An 18121-nucleotide genomic window follows, 5' to 3' on the forward strand; every position below is an offset into this window, starting at 1 on the left:
GGGGGGGCGGCGGGCGCTTTTCGCCGGCCCGCCCGCGGCCCGCGCCCCTCGGGGCGGGGGGGGCCGCCCCCGCCCCCCCCCCCCCGGCCGCGACGTGGTGCTGATCGGCCACGCCGGGCACCCGGAAGTGGAAGGCACCATGGGCCAGTGGAGTCGCGAACGTGGCGCCGGGAAGATCTACCTGGTGGAAGACGTCGACGACGTGGCCACCCTGGTGCTGGACCAGCCGGAGAATTTCGCCTACACCACCCAGACCACGCTCTCGGTGGACGACACCCGCAGCATCATCGAGGCGCTGCGCGCCCGCTTCCCGGCGATGCAGGGCCCGAAGAACGACGACATCTGCTACGCCACGCAGAACCGCCAGGACGCCGTGCGCGACCTGGCCAAGCGCTGTGACCTGGTGCTGGTGGTGGGTTCGCCGAACAGCTCCAATTCCAACCGCCTGAGCGAACTCGCGCGCCGTGATGGCGTGGAGTCGTACCTGATCGACGGTGCCGACGAGATCGACCCGGCGTGGGTGGTGGGCAAGAAGCATATCGGCCTCACCGCAGGTGCGTCTGCGCCGCAGGTGCTGGTGGATGGCGTGATCGCACGTTTGAAGGAGCTGGGCGCTACCGGCGTGGGCGAGCTTGAGGGTGAGCCGGAGTCGATGGTGTTCGCGTTGCCGAAGGAGCTGAGGCTGCGCCTCATTTCCTGATCGGCTTGATTGTGTTGACGACTAACAGTCGTCACTACGTTCGCCCCATGACCTTTGGCCATGGGGCTGTACATCACTGAGGTCTAGCATCGATCCATTCGTATGCCGGAACCCCATCCTGATGAAACTGCGTGCCGCCGTCCTCTCCGTGCTTCTCGCCGCCACCGCTACCGGTGCCCACGCGCAGACGCCACCGCCGCAGGACGTCGCCTTCCCGGGCATGCTGCGCATCGACGTGGACGCACGCGACATCGGCCGCCGCATCTTCAAGGTCAAGGCCACCGTGCCGGCCCAACCCGGCCCGCTGACCCTGCTGTACCCGCAGTGGCTGCCCGGCTCGCATTCCCCCAGCGGGCCGATCGACAAACTCGCCGGCCTGGTTGTCACCGCCAACGGCACGCCGCTCGCCTGGAAGCGCGACCCGTACAACGTCTACGCCTTCACCGTGGACGTGCCACAAGGCGCTTCTGAAGTCGTCGCCGAATTCAAGTTCCTCTCCTCGCAGGGCGCAGGGCAGGGCCGGGTGGTGATGACCCCTGAAATGCTCAACCTGCAATGGAACGCCAACTCGCTGTACCCGGCCGGCGTGATCACCCGCAACATCCAGGCGCAGGCCAGCGTGACCCTGCCGGCCGGCTGGTCGTACGCCACCGCGCTGGACACCGAGCGCCGCGACGGCGACACCGTCGTCTTCAAGCCGATCAGCTACGACCACCTGGTCGATTCGCCGCTGTTCGCCGGCCGCTTCTACCAGCAGTTCGACCTCGACCCCGGTGCAAAAGTGCCGGTGCACCTCAACGTGTTCGCGGACGACGCCAAGTCGCTGGTCGCCAAGCCCGAACAGCTGCAGGCGCATCGCGCGCTGGTCCAGCAGATGTACAAGCTCTACGGCGCGCGCCACTTCGACAAGTACGAATTCCTGCTCGCGCTGACCAGCAAGCTCGGCGGCATCGGCCTGGAACACCAGCGCTCCAGCGAAAACAGCGGCGACACCGGCTACTTCACCGACTGGGACAAGACCTGGCTCGGCCGCGACCTGCTGCCGCATGAGTTCAACCACTCCTGGAACGGCAAGTACCGCCGTGGCGCCGACCTGGCCACCGCCAACTTCAACGTGCCCATGGGCGACAGCCTGCTGTGGCTGTACGAAGGGCAGACCCAGTTCTGGGGCCACGTGCTGGCCGCGCGCTCGGGGCTGTGGAGCAACGACCAGACCCGCGACATGTTGGCGAACGTTGCCGCCACCTACGATCGCGGCCGCCCCGGCCTGGCCTGGCGCAACCTGCAGGACACCACCAACGACCCGACCATCGCCCAGCGCCGCGCCCTGGCGTTCCGCAACTACCAGATGAGCGAGGACTACTACTCCGGCGGCCAGATGGTGTGGCTGGACGTGGAAGGCAAGCTGCGCGCCTTGACCGGCAACAAGCGAAGCATCGATGATTTCGCCAAGGCCTTCTTCGGCATGCACGACGGCGACTGGAACGTGAATCCGTATACGTTCGATGAAGTGGTCAGCACCCTGAACGGCATCGCCCCGTACGACTGGGCGAGCTTCCTGCGCGAACGCCTGGACGGCCACGGCCCGCTCACCGGCGGACTGGAAGCGGCGGGCTGGAAGCTGGTCTACACCGACACCCCGAACGACGCGTACAAGGCGCAGGAAACCCGCGCCAAGAACACCAACCTGCTGTACTCGCTGGGCGTGGCGGTCACCGAAGGTGGCGCCATCACCGACGTGCTGTGGGACAGCCCGGCGTTCAATGCCGGCCTTGCACCAGGCATGAGCGTGCTGGCGCTCAATGGCCGCGTGTTCAAGGGGGAGGACCTGAAGGATGCCGTCGCCGCCGCGAAGACCGACAAGGCACCGATCACGCTGCTGGTGCGCAACTTCGACCACATCGACACGGTTACGCTGAACTACCACGGCGGCCTGCAGTACCCGTCGCTGCAGCGCATCGCCGGCAAGCCTGATCGTCTGGCCGAGCTGTGGAAGGCGCGATGAACCTGCGCCGCGACGTGCCGATCCTGCTGGTGGCGGTCGCCGCCATTGTCGGCGCGTCGCTGGACGGTGAGGGCCGCTGGCTGCACTATATTGCCAAGCCGCTGGCCGCGCTGCTGATCGCCGCCATCGCGTGGCGCGCATCCTCGGCGCCACCCGGATACCGCCGCGCAATCCTGCTCGGCATGGCGTTCTCGTGCCTTGGCGACATCGCCCTGATGCTGCCGTTCGACGCGTTCGTGCCCGGGCTGATCGCCTTCCTGCTCGCGCACGTCTGCTACATCGTCGCCTTCCGCGCAGGCGTCGGGGCAGGGCGCGGCCTGCTGTTGGCCGCTGCGTTGCTGGCCCTGTTCGCCGGCATCAATCTTGCCGGCCTGTGGCCGCTGTTGCCCGCCGAGCTGCGCATTCCGGTGGTGGTGTACGTTGTCGTGCTCGCCGTGATGGCCACACTCGCACTGGCCCGCGCATGGTCGCCGACTGTGGCTACCTCGCCGGCACCCGTAAGCGCACGCTGGGCCGCCATCGGCGCAGTGCTGTTCGTGATCAGCGATTCAGTCCTCGCCTGGGACCGTTTCGGCGGTGGCCTCCCAGCCGCCTCGCTCTGCGTGCTGAGCACGTACTACGCAGCGCAATACTGCATCGCCCGCTCGGTGGTCCCTAATGGTGACATCGTCGCCCGGTAGGGTCGGTTCCAAAACGACTGCCGACCAACGCCGCAACCGCTTTAACGCATGACCCAACTGGGCACGCGCTTGGGCCGTCCCTCACTCCCCAACATCCCCCGCGCCCTCACACCGCTTTCCTTCGGCACACAACCGATCCAACAACGCCAACGCCACCCCGTTGCTCCACCCGAATCCGTCCTGCAACGGATACTCGCCGCCGCCCCCGCCACCGGCAGAGCCGTCCACCACATACTTCTCCACCAGCTTGCCGTCGCGGTCATACACCGCCTGCACGGTACGCAGGAACCGCACTCCGATCTGCCGTGCCAGCGCGTCCTGCCGGTACCGCTGCAACCCATCCACCGCCACCCACTGCAGCGGCGCCCAGCCATTCGGCGCATCCCACTGCTGGCCGGTGGTCTCCGTGGTGGTCAGCAGCCCACCTTCGCGCAACAGCTGTGCCTGCACCCCCTGCGCGGTACGGCGTGCCTGCTCCGGGCTGGCCACCCTCAGCCATAGCGGATAGAGCGCGGCGGCGGTGAGGGCAGGGCGGGGCGTGCCGCGTTCCAGGTCGCGGTCGGCGTACCAGCCCTGCCGCTCATCCCACAGCAGCGCGTTGATCGCCCGCTTCCGTTGCTCGGCCAGCCGTGCGAAATCCCGTGCCGCCGAGCGTTCCCCCGCCACGCGGTTCGCCCGGGCAATCGTCGTCTCCAGCTGGAACAGCAGGCTGTTGAGATCCACCGGCACGATCTCGGTGGTGTGGATGCTGCCCAGCTCCGCCGGATGCACCAGCCAGCGCGAACTGAAATCCCAGCCCGATTCGGCGCCGGCGCGCAGGTCGCGATACACCTGCGATGGCGCGCGGTCCGGCACCTTCGCAGCGGTAGCCAGATCGTCCGTCCACGATTCGGTTCGCGGCACCGCACGCGCATCCCAGTAACGGTTGAGCAGGCTGCCGTCGTTCATCCGTACCACCCGCTCACTGGCCGCACCCGGAGCCAGCCCTTCCGCCCCGCGCATCCAGAACGCGTGTTCGGTACGCAGTTGCGGCAGGTAGCGCCGGTAGGCGTCATCGCCATCGTGCGTGGCAAGCAATTCCACCATCAGGCTGAAGAACGGCGGCTGCGAACGGCTCAGGTAATAGCTGCGGTTGCCGTTTGGGATGTGCCCGTACTGGTCCAGCTGCCAGGCGAAGTTGTCCACCATGTCGCGCACCTGCCGCCAGCGCCCGCTGGCCGCCAGCCCCAGCATCGTGAAGTAGCTGTCCCAGTAGTACACCTCGCGGAAGCGTCCGCCGGGCACCACGTACGGCTTGGGCAACGGCAGCAGCGAGCCGCGCGGGTCCACCGTCGCGGTGGTACGCGTCAGCACTGGCCACAGCCCTTCGATATGCGCGCGAAGAGTCTCGCCGGCAGGCGGGACGTAGGGGGCTGTATCGCCGGGTACGCTGAAGTGCACGGCGACAAAGGCCGGCAGCGCATATCCCGGCTGCGACCGCGCACTGTCCCAGGCTGCCAGGAGGCTGCCGGCATCCTGGTTGGGAACGGCGTCGGCGAAGGTCTTCTGGTCCTTGAACAGGTGTGCCCGCTGGATTTCCTGGAACAGCGGCTGCCATTGCTGGTCAGGCGGCGAAGGCGGCAGAGTGGGGGAGTCGGCAGCCGCGGACGCCGAATACAGAAGGGAAGACGCCAGCAGAAGGCCGGCCAGTCGGGTGCAAGGGAGCATGGAATGCATCCAGATGGCATTGGCGCCACTGTAGGGGCGGTCACGTCAACACCCGGTGCTGCCGGCCCCTACAGCCGGCGCCAGCCGCCGCCGGGGCAGCCAGCCGACAGCGCCTGCGGGCGCGCTCCGGACCCGACGGGAGTGGCAGGCGCTCCGCCCGGATTGACCGCTCCGGCGGCGCACCTTAGAATTGCCTGCTCAGCCGGAATAGCTCAGTTGGTAGAGCGGCGCATTCGTAATGCGTAGGTCGTAGGTTCGATTCCTATTTCCGGCACCAGATTCAGCAGAAGCCCCGGCCTTGGTCGGGGCTTTTTGTTTGGGCAGGCCGTAGTGCCAGCCCATGGCTGGCAGCCGCAAACGCCAGAAGCACCCAAACGACCTCGCCCCCTGACCAGAGCCGGCCTCACTCGCGCGAGGCCCCAACGGCCCGCCCAGATCCAGATGGCGCATTCGGCCCCACTCCAGAAGTTCGGCTTCGGCCCGCCCATTCCTATGCTATGAATGCCAAGCCGTTCTTAAGGAGGAGTTCGTGAGCGAGATTGACCTGTATGCAAGGAGCGACCTTTGGAGGCGCCTTCCCGAGGGCGTCTGCGTCCGCTACACGGTCTTGACGCATACAAAGTCAGGTCTCTTCGCTGTACAAAGCGCGGACTACTTCTCGGATGATGATCCGCGAAACTGCGCCCGCTTCTTCCAGCAATTCATCGTGCTCCTGCGCGAGCAGAGCCCGCTTGAGCGGTGTGAGTGGTTTGAGACTGCCGAAGCTGCAATCCTGGCGCATGACAAACATTTCGCCGATCTGGAGGGCGGCTCCCCTGGGTAGCACAGCTATCAAGAAGCACGCTGGATGCACGATGCTGAAGCGATGTCAGCGGCACTGGAGCGAATTCGCGTCGACCAGAAGTTAATCCAACAGGGAGGAATCGATGAATGATCGCAGCTGATCTCTGCCTGTTCGTGTGCGCGCAGGGGCCTGGAAATGAACGCTATGAGCGATGACGTAGAGGTACGGATCAAACGGGATGTGCTGCATTTCATGATGAAAGTGGCCTTCATCGAAATTCGCGCTGCAACGTCACTCAACGTCGCGAAAAAGTACGCAGACATATTTCATGGGCTGCCGATGGCCTTGCTTGCATGTTCCAGAGTTGACGATTACGACACGCAATTTGCGCGATTGCTGGAGCGGGCAAAGCGGTCCGGACTCGAAACGTATGTCTTGGAGTTGCATGAGGATGCAATACGGGCTGTGACCCGATCCGGATAGGGGGCGGGCTCCGCCACGGCATCGAACCTCCTTGTTCAAGCGTCCCGCAACCTTTGCATGGGCGCTGGACCTTCGTGTCCCACATCGGAGGCGCAACTGGATCACCGCAGGTATTTGTATGAGCGAGGCTCAGTATGTGAATCCTGTGGGTCTGCATTTAGCTCACCGGGGTAAGGGGGGGGGCACTTCCATCCGAAAGCATGAGTGTTGTACGTTCACGTTTCACTCATGTGTGTGAACCAAGGACGGAGCATGGAAGACAGGGGTCTTGGCCGGGGTACACGCGGGATGGCGGCGCTCACGGTCCTTTTGTCGCTATCGGCTTTCGCCGCAAAAGCGCAGAGCGATGCCAACTTCTCATGGGATGAGCTGGACCGCCGGCTCCCGTCCAGTCTCAAGGTCGAGGCCCTCGGCCCCACCCTGATGGGGGACGAGATTTCCTTGGCCGATGGCGGGCTGGGGTTCTCGGTGATCGACGTGAGTCTCCCCGGTAACGATGCCTTGCCGGTAGAGCTGAAGCGCAGTTACTCGGTGAAGGATCGCAAAGACACCATCAACGATGGAATGCTGGCCGATTGGCAGATCGATGCCCCCAGCATCAGCGGCGTATTTGCGCCGGACTGGGTCAATACGGGTGATCAACCGGGGAACAGGTGCTCTGCAGCTACCCTGCCGCCGGTGCCACTTCGCCACGAGCGGTCCGACTTTTGGCAGGGGCTGACGATCAATGTTCCCGGCGGGGGCGAAATGCTTCGGCGGGCGCAGGCCGCGCCGGCGCCATCCAATGGCACGTCTTATCCGTGGAACACCTCTGGACAGATTCAGATCGCATGCCTGGATGCGATCCGCAATGGCACCGGGGAGGGATTCATTGCATTGACACCAGACGGGACGAAGTACCGTTTCGACTGGATGGCGCAGAATTCCGACCGCCGTGTGCGCCAGATAGTCGGCTATAGCCCGAACACCGGTTCGCCCTATTCCACCTACCTGGACCGGCGATACAACGCTCTCTACGCCACGCGCGTGGAGGACCGTTTCGGTAACGCGGTCGAGTACACGTATGCAAATGCGTGGAATCAACCCGCTCGGCTGACTCGTATCGCTTCCAGTGATGGCCGTGCATTGAACATCACCTACACGGGGAATTTTGTCAGTTCTGTCAGCGACGGCGCAAGGAGTTGGCAGTACACGGTGGATGGCACGTACAAGACCCTGACACGGGTGCAGCTCCCCGATGGCAGTGCCTGGAACCTGCAGTTCCGGGAATTTGCGACAGCCCGCATCGAACACCCCGTGCCGCAGTACGAAACACCGCCGCTCAACGCCGACTGCTTCCCGGTTGGGTCGGTAGTGCTGCCTACGGAGATCTTCCGTACCTGTTCCGAGCAGATCCTTGCGCCTTCCATTGGCAGCGTCGGCAATCCATTGGATAGCCTCACCGGCACCGTTGTGCATCCTTCCGGCGCCATCGGCACCTTCACCGTCGACCTGCGTCCGCATGGGCGGAGCCATGTCCCGCTAACCTGCAGCAACGTGACAACGGTAGGGAGCAATCCGCCCTACTGGGGGTATGGCAACGACCCCACTGATGACGTTCCCATATATCCAATTTTTGCCTACACGTTGACACTGCGGAACAAGACAGTAGCAGGCGAGGGCATGACAGCCGCGAGCTGGACGTATGACTACGTCCCGAACTTTGGTTTTGACCGTTACCCCGGCACCAGCGAGGAATATCCGGTCTGCCCATACAACACGTCGACTCAGTGCCAACAGCCGCTTTGCACATCCGAAAGCTGCGCTCAGTCCAGTGTCACCACGGTGCAGGAGCCTGATGGACGTTGGCGCCGTTTCTATTATGGCAACACCTATCGATACAACGAAGGCAAGCTGCTCCGTGAAGAAGTGGGCAGCGGCGGCTCGGTGCTGCGTTCCACAAGCTACACCTACGATTTGAGTGGCGCTGATTCGGCCTATCCCGCACGCTACGGCACCAGCCTCAAGCTCAACGGTGATGGATTCCAGAGTGAGTTCCACCGTCCGCAGATCCAGCGGGTCATCCTCCAGGACGGCGTGGAATACGCGCGCGCCAATACTGCGTTGGACGTGTTCTCACGCCCCACCGCCATCTCCCGGTCAAACTCTATCGGCTTCCTGCGAAATGAATCCCTGGGATACTTCGATCAGCTGTCGTTGTGGGTGCTTGGACAAGTAAACCGTTCTGCGTGCACCGGACCTGCAGCATGCGCGGGCGAAGTGATGTTCAGCGTTGACTATGATCCGGTGAGAGCGGTGCCGATGAAGACGTACCGATTCGGCGCGGTTGATCAGATACTCAACTACCACCCAGATGGAACGGTTGCCAGTGTGGCCGATGCCAGGAGCCTTGGCGGGCTGGACACGGTGGTGCATCTGTCCAACTGGAAGCGGGGCTATCCGCAGCTCATGGCGTACCCCGGCGGTCAGTCAAAGCAAGCTGTGGTCAACGATCAGGGCTGGATCACCTCTGAAACGGACGAGAACGGATTCGCTACCGGCTACGCTTATGATCCGATGGGGCGGTTGAGCGAGGTAACCTATCCCACGGGCGATGCCACCGTGTGGTCCAACAGATCACTGGCGTTCCGCCCGTTGACAAGCGCCGATCCACGCCCGCCGGGTATTGCAGCGGGGCAGTGGCGGGAGCTGGTCGTCCAAGGGAATTACCGCAAAGCGACGTACTTTGATGCGATGTGGCGTCCGGTGCTGGTCCATGAGTATGACCAGGCAAGCCAGGCCACAACGCTCAGCGCGGTATCGCACGAGTACGACGCGTCCGGGCGCACCATTTTCAACTCCTACCCAAGCCGTGATGCTGTACCGGCGGCGCTGGGCGAGTGGGTGTTCCATGATGCGCTGGACAGGGTGACCGAGTCCCGGAGCGATTCGGAGCTTGGCCAGCTCATCTCACGATACGAATATCTGCCAGGCAACCAGATCAGGCAGACGAATCCCAAGGGGGCTGTCACGCTCACTGCGTACGATGCATTCGACGAACCGAAGTACGAGCTGCCAGCGAGTATGGACATGCCGGGGGGCATCCACATGGCGATAGACCGTGACATCTACGGGAAGCCCCTCTCCATCAATCGCGTGGGGACAGGCCAATGAGTCGTCGGCAGAATGGCAATGCAGGCGTTCTGCTCGTCCTGCGCTTCCTGATGTTCCTGGGTATGTCCATTTGTGCGCTCGGGGCGTCGGCGCAGGGGCTCAACACCGCACGGTTCCGGGTTACCGCCACCAGTGGCACTGATCTTGTGGCGCCAGGCAACGCCGCGCTGAAGATTGACATGCTTGATGCCATCGTCAATGGGGTCTACGAGTCCATTGACTATTCCTCGATCTACCTGATGCGCAATGGCGAAGTGGTAGTGATCGACATCAACTGGGACAGCCCGACGACCCAGTACTACAGCGAACAAGGCCTCGCGGCAGGAACGTACGATTTCATTGTCATGGGCGTCGCGATATCCCATGACGCCATGGGCAATGAACGTTACCGGGAAGTGCAGTCGTCTCCGGTGCGGTTCACGGTGGCCCAACCGTCCGGCTGGCTGGTCGCCAACCCTTCCAGCTGCGTGATTCCTTGGGGTGGCAGTGCGTGCACCACCACGGTCTCATGGAGTTCCAACGCAGCATCCGCGCAGCTGTTCATCTCCAGCCCGTCGGGTGCCAGTCCCGTCCTGATTGCCCAGGGGGCCAGCGGGTCGCAGGCGGTATCGATCAATACAGCGGGGGCTCGCCTTTCGTTGCGCGAGGGCCCGTATGTACTGGCCAACATTGATGTGGCAGCCATTCCAACACAGAATCAGGCGCCGCAAGTCAGCCTGGTCGCACCCGCCGCTCACGCTGTGATTCCTGTGGGAACTGCAGTTGTAATGCAGGCTGCCGCAAGTGACGCCGACGATGGGTTGGCGCGCGTCGCGTTTCTGGTGGATGGACTGCAGGTGGGGGTAGCCACGAGTGCACCGTACACGGTCAGCGCTATGGTGAGTGCGGGTGCACACGCACTCGTTGCGCGTGCGACTGACACGCGCGGGGCGCAAGTGGATTCCGCGGCCGTACCCTTCTTCGTGGCCCTGCCGCCTTCGGTTTCGATCACCTCCCCGCTCCAGAATTCGATCAGGCGCGAGCCGGGGAGTTTCGTCCTGGCCGCTGCGGCATCGGATCCGGATGGAATCATTCAGAAGGTCGAGTACCTCGCTAACGGGGCCTTGGTGGCAACCGCAACCAGTGCGCCATTCTCGGCTTCGGTGGGCGGTCTGTCTGCGGGCACGTATTCTTTCGTCGCGCGTGCGACCGACAGCCACGGTCTGTCGGCGACCAGTGCGCCCGTCAGCGTCTCCGTGTTCGCCTCCAGCGACGGAGGAGCCGGCCAATCGGTCACGCGACGCTATACCTACAACGCCCGGCATCTGTTGTGCCGGGTGGAGGAGCCGGAGACCGGCGTCACCCTGATGGGGTATGACCCGGCAGGCAATCTCGCCTGGAGCGCAGCAGGCCTGCCGGGCAGTGCTGTCTGCGGAGAAACGGGCGGGAGCGCCGAAGCCAGCGCCCGGCGTGTAGCAAGGACCTACGATGCGCGCGGGCGCCTTGCCTCCCTGAGCTTCCCGGATGGCAAGGGCGACCAGGTCTGGACCTATACCGCAGACGGCAAGCCGTCCTCCATCACTGTGGCCAATCCTGGTGCCGCCGCCACGGTAAATACCTACGCGTACAACCGCAGGCGGATGCTTGTGGAGGAAAGTCTGCAGCTCCCGGACGGCAGGATATGGAGCGCAGCGCACTCCTATGATGCCCAAGGCAATCGCAGCAGTCTGCGCTACCCGGGCACTGGCCTGGTTGTGGACTACTCCCCCAATGCGCTTGGGCAGCCGACGCGGGCGGGCAAATTCGCCACCGGAGTGCAATGGCATCCGAACGGCAGCATCAAACGGTTCGACTACGGCAATGGCGTGGTTCGGACGATTGACCAGAATGCACGTCAGCTTCCGTCACGCGTGTCGGACTGCGTCGGTTCGACGGGGTGTACGGGGGCGGGAACCCGGCTGGATCTCACCTACGCCTACGACGGCACTGGTAATCCGGTAGAGATCGCGGATCTGCGCAATGGTCGGCAGGACCGGAGCATGCAATACGATTCCGCCGACCGGCTGGTACACGTGAGTTCACAGATGTTCGGTGAAGCATTTTACGAGTACGACCCGTTCGACAACCTCCGCCTTAACGTTGTAGCCGCAGGCAGTGGTGCAAGGGCCCATCACTATTGCTACGACGAGCACTGGCGACTGACCAACGTGAAGGTCGGCGGTTGCGGCGGTGCGACCGTCGTGGGGCTTACCTACGATGTTCAGGGGAATCTGCATCAAAGGAACGGCCAGGAGTATCGATTCGACTTTGGCAACCGTCTGCGCGAGGTCGTCGGAAAGGAGACGTACTCCTACGACGGGCACGGCCGTCGCGTACTGAGCTGTGATGGAAGTGGTTGCTCGAATCAGATATATGGTGCCGACGGAAGACTGCTGTACGTTGATGACGCGCGGAAGGGGGTAGTGACAGAGCATATCCAGCTGGGAGATGGGTTGGTCGCCTTGCGCGAAACCGCAGCTGTCACTGGTACGATAAGCGTACGCTACCAACATGCAGACCTATTGGGCTCGCCCATTGCGGAGACGGATTCTGCAGGGAGTCTAACCGAGACGTTGGAGTACGAACCTTACGGCCAGCAAATCAGTGGTGTGCTGAAGGATCGGCCAGGCTACGCCGGACATGTGCTGGATGCGGCCACTGGCCTGAGCTACATGCAGCAGCGCTACTACGATCCGCAGGTTGGGCGATTCCTGTCGGTTGACCCGGTGACGGCTTACAGCAACCCCACTGGGGCGTTTAATCGGTATTGGTACGCCAACAATAACCCTTACCGATTCAAGGATCCTGATGGGCGGAAGTGCGCAACGACCGACGGAAAGGGTTCATGCACATTCGATGAGTTCACGGATAAGAACGGAAATGCCATGACAAGAGAGCAAGCCCTGTCGGGTGGGAATAGGCTGACTAGAGCGCTTGGCATCGACAGAGGGAGTCGAATCCTCAAGGCGGAAGCCGGCATGACTGCGAAGTACACGGCGACCAAGGGCCTTGCTGCCAACGGTGGTGAAGTGACGATCAAAGGGAGTTCGGCACTAGGAATTCCTGACCAAAAGGTGAGCGGGGAAGCGATTGTTGGGCAGATGGAGAACGTTCTTACTATTGCCAACGATTTCTCCAAGCCAGGAAATCCCAGCTCTGCGGCAAGCACACAGGTGGCTCTTACTACGGGCTATGTTTCGAACACTCCCATTAACTTTTGGAGTAGCGGTTGGTCATCAGGTACTGCGGAAACCTTTGGTCACGAAATTCTTCACACGTTGTACTCCGGTGCTGGCGTGAACAATGGTGGATGGACTAATGGGCTTTTCAACCTCGATCATCAGACTCCCTTCAATGATGCATCCGATGAAATTAAATAATCCTCATCGCCTTGGCGATCTCCTTCGAAATTTCTGCGTGGTCATTGTAGGCGCAGTTGCTCTCCTGGTTATGGGTTGCGTCACCACGGCAGGGCCAGTGAGGTTCGAGGATCGATCGTTCGCCGACAAGATTGGCTTGCAACATTGCAGGGTGTCGATTCCGCTGAGCCCGAGCGAGGCTGTTGAGTTCGGGAGGAAATTGCAAATCTATCCAAATCCAGAGAAAGACCCAGAATGGATAAGAATGCTGTCTATGCAACAGCCGGGCGATGAGTTGCGTCTAACTTCTTGTAGTGAAGGATATCCATACTTTTATGCGCTAATTCGAAATGACGCAGTGATCTATAGGTACCTATTGCCAGTATTGGATTAGCTGTCCAGTCTCGGGTCGAGCTGATTTCCTGATCGTACATAGCGGACAAGGCCCGCAACGCAAGTTGCGGGCCTTGGTGGTTGAAGTGCTGGGATGAGCTTATCGAGCAGTGGCAACGCTGGCGAAGTAAGTGAGTGATGTATTGCAGCGTTTCCTTGCGTGTCATTTTGGGGGTATCCTTTGGTTCGGGGTGATGTGCTTAATCGCAGCGTAACCAGTGTGTCCGCACCCATAGGGTTTGCCCTTAGAATTCTGGGGTGCTCGTCCTGTGATCAGTTCATTTATCTCTGTAATGGCCTTCATTAGCTGCCGCGGACGTCCATTGGGTGGCGCTTCTGGTTTTTGAGATTTATTATCTGCGACGTCGAATCCATTGCGACGCGCAGTTCGCACGGCTGTTTGGCCGCGTGAAGTGGTCGGCTCTCGAAGAGAATTTTGAAGTTGCATGAATTAGACTCAACGACACGACCCAAATAGAGGGTGGACTCAATCGCGAACCCCGCCCCAAGCAGTCAACTGCTAATCTTCCGCCAGGGGCTGCGACCTGCAGCGACAGGGGGTCAGGGAAGATGGCGAGCATGTATCTGTTGCGTCGTGCGGTACTGGGTATGGCACTACCGTTTTGTCTGGCCGCTCCCCTTGCGGTGCGGGCGGATACGGCTGCCGCTCCCGCTGGCACGGAGGAGCAAGAGACCACCATGGTGGTCCGCTACACCCGCGAACTCGAAGGTACCCCCGACGGTCCCGATGCCCCCGCCATGCGGCAGGCGCTGCTGCGCTGGACCGTCGACACGCCGGACTACCAGGTGATCGTCTGCGACATGCTGCAGTTGCCCGGGAAAGGCAGTACCGACGAAAGCCCGATCAGCGGCGAACTCAATGTGCAGATGATGTTTGGCAACGTGGCCTACCAGATCCAACATGGCAAAGAGGGTGATGAGCTGACCCGCCAGGTGGCGGGTGTGGAGAGCGCGTTGCGCGCCTATACCGCCTATGTCGCAAAGAAGCCGGCATTGCGGAGACCGGTGCTGGATGCGTTGCTGGGGGCCCAGAACGCCGGCACCCTGCGCGCCCAGCTCGCGCCCGTGATGGAGAAGCACTGCAAGGCCAGTGAAATGACCCCGCTCACCATCAAGCCGGATGAGGGAGCCCCGTTCCTCGGTGGGTTCCTGCAGGAGTCGCACGTCGTGTACCCGCTCAACGTCGGCAGTTGGTCGATGCAGGCCGAACAGCGCTACGACGAGCCCGAATGGGGGGCTTCTGTCCGGTACCAGCGCAAGGGCGACACCACCGGCTGGATCGACGCCTACTTCTACCCGGTGGGCGTACTCTCGACCGAAGAGATCGAGCAGATGGCCGCCAGTGAACGCAAGAATCTGTCGGACACCTGGGTCAAGGAGATCAGTGGCGCACCCATGACGCCGCTCACGACCTTTGTCATTCCGATCGAAGGCGCAGTGGTGCCTGCCGAGCAGCACCCGCGCGCGAAGGAAATCAATGCGCAGGCACTGGATTTCACCTATGTACGCAACGACACCACGTACAGTTCGGCCATGGTGTTCATGGTCGACCGGCTGTATGCCATCAAGTTCCGTTACAGCGCCGAAGTGAAGACGCTGACACGTGACCAGCTGCGTCGCGATGTCGAGTCGTTCGCGCGGCAGCTGGTGCCCCAGCTGGACATCAGTAGTACCGGCAAGTGCGGCGCGCCGGCGATGTTTGTCGACGGCAAGCGCGCGGATGGATGTGCTGGCGAAGAAGCCATCCAGCCGGTAGTGAGCGAGGGGCAGCGCGAGCTGCGCTTCGAGTATGGCAAGCGGTAGCGCGCCAGGCCGTCATCCAACGTCCGTAGAGGGCACTCCATGAAAACCGCCGTCTTCAGCGCCCGTCCTTACGACCGTCGGTTCCTCGACGAGGCCACTGCGCGCTATCCCGCAGGGCAGGGGATCGAGCTGGCCTACTTCGATGTGGCCTTGGATGCCTCCACGGCGGGGCTGGCCCAGGGCTTCGATGCGGTTTGCGTGTTCGTGAACGACCGCCTGGATGCGCCGGTATTACGGGCGCTGCATGCTCTCGGCGTACGCGCGATCCTGTTGCGCTGTGCCGGCTTCAACAATGTCGACATCGCGGTCGCCCTGCAGTTGGGGCTGTTCGTGGCCCGGGTGCCGGCGTATTCGCCAGAAGCGGTGGCCGAGCACGCGCTGGCACTGATCATGACCCTGAACCGGCAGACCCATCGCGCCTCTAACCGGGTGCGCGAGGGCAATTTCATGCTCGACGGGCTGCTCGGCCGTACCCTGCATGGCAAGACCGCCGGCATCGTGGGTACCGGCAAGATCGGCGTGGCCACGGCACGCATCCTCAAGGGCCTGGGCTGTACGGTGCTGGGCTTCGATCCCTATCCATCGGCGGATTTCGAGGCCATCGGGGAAAGCGTTGCGCTGGAAGTGCTGCTGGCGCTTTCGGACATCGTCTCCCTGCATTGCCCGCTGACGCCGCAGACCCAGCATCTCATCAACGAAGAATCGCTGGCGCGGATGAAGCCGGGTGCGATGCTGGTGAATACCTCGCGTGGCGGGCTGGTCAATACCGATGCGGTGATCCGCGCACTGAAGTCGCGGCAGCTCGGCCACCTGGCCATTGACGTCTACGAGCAGGAGAGCGCGCTGTTCTTCCAGGACCTGTCCGGCGAGATCATCGACGACGACGTGTTCCAGCGGCTGATGACGTTCCCGAATGTGCTGGTCACCGGGCACCAGGGCTTCTTCACCGTGGAAGCCCTGGAAGAGATCGCCGACATTACGCTTCGCAATCTGCACGATTTTGCCGAGGGCGCTGACTGCGCGAACCGGGTTGTCGCTGCGAAGAGTTGATTGCGACACGTGATCCTGAACGGATCCGTTACGGGCGTATAAACGCACCTCAATAACGCGCAGTCCACGCCGCTAAGGCAGTGGGGCATCGCCCCTGAAATGGCTCGTCACCGGGCACGCCAATGGCGTTCTGCACTAGAATGCCGCGCCTTCGAGGGCGTGGCATCAGAGTGCTGGTGACGTCATCGGTGGAAGAACGCGCAACACGCACAGCATTCGACAAGGACGACGTAGATGAGGCTTGGACGCCAGAGCCTGTGGCTCTTCGTGGCTGCGGGCATGACCGCGCCTGCAGCGGCACAGCAGATGACCGATACCGCTGCCCAGGAACTGCTGCGCCAGCAGGAACGCGAGCGCGTATTGCGCGAGCAGCAGGAAGCCCGCCCAGATGTACGTCTGGAGCGTGAGGCGGAGAACGGGTTCGAGCGCCTGCCTGCAGAGGAGACGCCCTGCTTCCGCATCGACCGGATCGTGCTGGAGGGCGAGGACGCCCGCGATTTCCAGTGGGCCGCGCGCGCCGCCAACCCTGCGCAGGACCCTGCCATGGGGCGCTGCCTTGGCACGGAAGGCATCAACCTGGTGATGAAGCGTGTGCAGAACGCCATCATCGCCCGCGGCTACGTCACCACTCGCGTGCTCTCCGCGCCGCAGGACCTCACCGGGGGCACCCTGACCCTGTCGGTCCTGCCGGGCCGGTTCCGCAACGCAGCCTATGTCGACCCGTCTACCGCCCGCGCCACCCTCGGCAACGTGCTGCCGGTACACAGCGGGGAAGTGCTGAACCTGCGCGCCATCGAGCAAGGCCTGGAAAACTTCCAGCGCGTACCGACGGTGACCGCCGACATCCGCATTGCCCCGGCCGAAGGCGAGGGCGCAGAGCCGGGCCAGAGCGACTTGATGATCGCCTGGGAGCAGCGCCTGCCGATACGCGCCAGCGTGACCCTTGACGATTCGGGCAGCCGCTCCACCGGCAAGCTGCAGGCCAACGGCACGCTGTCGCTGGACAATCCGCTGGGCCTCAATGAGCTGTTCTACGTCAGTGTGGGCCGTGGCGTATTCAACGGTGCGGGCAAATCCACCGACAGCTGGACCGCACACTACGACGTGCCTTACGGCTACTGGCTGTTCGGCGCCACCGCCAGCGCCTACGACTACAGCCAGAACGTCGCCGGTGCCTTCGAGACCTACGAGTACAGCGGTGAAAGCCGCAACGCCGAAGCCCGCATCGACCGCCTGCTGTTCCGCAACGCCCGATACAAGCTGGGCGCGTATGGACGTGGCTGGTGGAAGGAATCGCGCAACGCCATCGACGATACCGAGATCGAGGTCCAGCGCCGTCGCACTGCCGGCTGGGAGCTGGGCGTCAACCAGAAGGTGTTCATGGGCGCGGCCACCCTGGACGCCAGCATCGCCTACCGGCGCGGCACCGGTGCCTTCGAGGCACTGCGCTCGCCCGAGGAACTGGCGCATGCGTTCGACCCGGAGATCGCGCTCGACGGCACCTCGCGCATGCGGCTGATCACTGCCGATGCGCAGCTGAACATCCCGTTCCAGCTGGGCAAGCAGCGCCTGCGCTATACCGCCGCCTGGCGCGCGCAGTGGAACCGCAGCCCGCTGTCGCCGCAGGACCGCTTCTCGATCGGCGGCCGCTACAGCGTGCGCGGCTTCGATGGCGAAAGCTCGCTCAGCGGCGAGCGTGGCTGGACGCTGCGCAATGACCTCTCGGTCGCCCTTGGCGGTGGCCAGGAGGCCTACGTGGGGGTCGACGTCGGCCACATCGGCGGCGCGGCTACGGAATGGCAGGCCGGCGACCAGCTGTCCGGCATGGCGCTGGGCCTGCGTGGCGGCTGGCAGCACTTCTCCTGGGAAGGCTTCGTGGGCTCGCCGCTGCAGAAGCCCCGCTACTTCCCGACCGCATACACCACCCTGGGCTTCAGCCTGGCGTGGCGCTACTGAACCGACACA

The 18121-nt window shown here is 63.0% G+C and carries 10 protein-coding genes, 1 tRNA gene and 1 pseudogene; 11 read left to right on the forward strand and 1 reads right to left on the reverse strand.

Features of this window, described 5'->3' with window-relative positions; translation table 11 throughout:
• Positions 1-85 precede the first annotated feature (85 nt).
• The 3 genes and pseudogenes from ispH to ACOZHM_RS08430 all read left to right on the forward strand — a co-directional run.
• Positions 86-700 (forward strand): annotated as a pseudogene (ispH, locus tag ACOZHM_RS08420) (4-hydroxy-3-methylbut-2-enyl diphosphate reductase); the annotation flags it as partial.
• A 121-nt stretch (positions 701-821) separates the two neighbouring features.
• A complete protein-coding gene (locus tag ACOZHM_RS08425; protein WP_421568818.1) occupies positions 822-2705 on the forward strand; it encodes a M61 family metallopeptidase in 1884 nt (627 codons plus the stop codon).
• Positions 2702-3385 carry a lysoplasmalogenase gene (locus ACOZHM_RS08430; protein ID WP_421568819.1) on the forward strand — a complete coding sequence of 228 codons (684 nt, stop codon included), beginning with the start codon at positions 2702-2704 and terminating at the stop codon, positions 3383-3385. The genes ACOZHM_RS08425 and ACOZHM_RS08430 overlap by 4 nt, the downstream gene beginning before the upstream one ends.
• A gap of 81 nt (positions 3386-3466) precedes the next feature.
• On the opposite strand, the gene treA is transcribed toward ACOZHM_RS08430, so the two are convergent.
• Complete coding sequence (treA, locus tag ACOZHM_RS08435; RefSeq protein WP_421568821.1) at positions 3467-5092, reverse strand: alpha,alpha-trehalase TreA; 1626 nt, start codon at positions 5090-5092, stop codon at positions 3467-3469.
• A gap of 201 nt (positions 5093-5293) precedes the next feature.
• Here treA and ACOZHM_RS08440 point away from each other — a divergent pair.
• The 8 genes from ACOZHM_RS08440 (at position 5294) to ACOZHM_RS08475 (ending at position 18112) form a co-directional block, all read left to right on the forward strand.
• A tRNA-Thr gene (locus ACOZHM_RS08440) sits at positions 5294-5369 on the forward strand.
• A 252-nt stretch (positions 5370-5621) separates the two neighbouring features.
• Positions 5622-5915, forward strand: coding sequence for a hypothetical protein (locus ACOZHM_RS08445; RefSeq protein ID WP_421568822.1), 294 nt, complete (start codon positions 5622-5624; stop codon positions 5913-5915).
• Positions 5916-6080: 165 nt separating this feature from the next.
• A complete protein-coding gene (locus tag ACOZHM_RS08450; protein ID WP_421568823.1) occupies positions 6081-6359 on the forward strand; it encodes a hypothetical protein in 279 nt (92 codons plus the stop codon).
• Positions 6360-6611: 252 nt separating this feature from the next.
• On the forward strand, positions 6612-9512 hold the full coding sequence (locus ACOZHM_RS08455) for an RHS repeat domain-containing protein (RefSeq protein ID WP_421568825.1): 2901 nt from the start codon (positions 6612-6614) through the stop codon (positions 9510-9512).
• Positions 9509-12910: an RHS repeat domain-containing protein gene (locus ACOZHM_RS08460; protein ID WP_421568826.1), complete on the forward strand. Its 3402-nt coding sequence runs from the start codon at positions 9509-9511 to the stop codon at positions 12908-12910. Before ACOZHM_RS08455 ends, ACOZHM_RS08460 begins: the two co-directional genes overlap by 4 nt.
• A gap of 1071 nt (positions 12911-13981) precedes the next feature.
• A complete protein-coding gene (locus ACOZHM_RS08465) occupies positions 13982-15106 on the forward strand; it encodes a hypothetical protein (protein WP_421568827.1) in 1125 nt (374 codons plus the stop codon).
• 39 nt (positions 15107-15145) lie between these two features.
• On the forward strand, positions 15146-16156 hold the full coding sequence (locus tag ACOZHM_RS08470) for a 2-hydroxyacid dehydrogenase (protein WP_421568829.1): 1011 nt from the start codon (positions 15146-15148) through the stop codon (positions 16154-16156).
• Between the two features lie 234 nt (positions 16157-16390).
• Positions 16391-18112 (forward strand): ShlB/FhaC/HecB family hemolysin secretion/activation protein, encoded by a 1722-nt coding sequence (locus tag ACOZHM_RS08475; protein ID WP_421568831.1) that lies wholly within the window; start codon positions 16391-16393, stop codon positions 18110-18112.
• Positions 18113-18121 lie beyond the last annotated feature (9 nt).

Source organism: Stenotrophomonas sp. PD6 (assembly GCF_049199305.1).
GTDB lineage: Bacteria > Pseudomonadota > Gammaproteobacteria > Xanthomonadales > Xanthomonadaceae > Stenotrophomonas.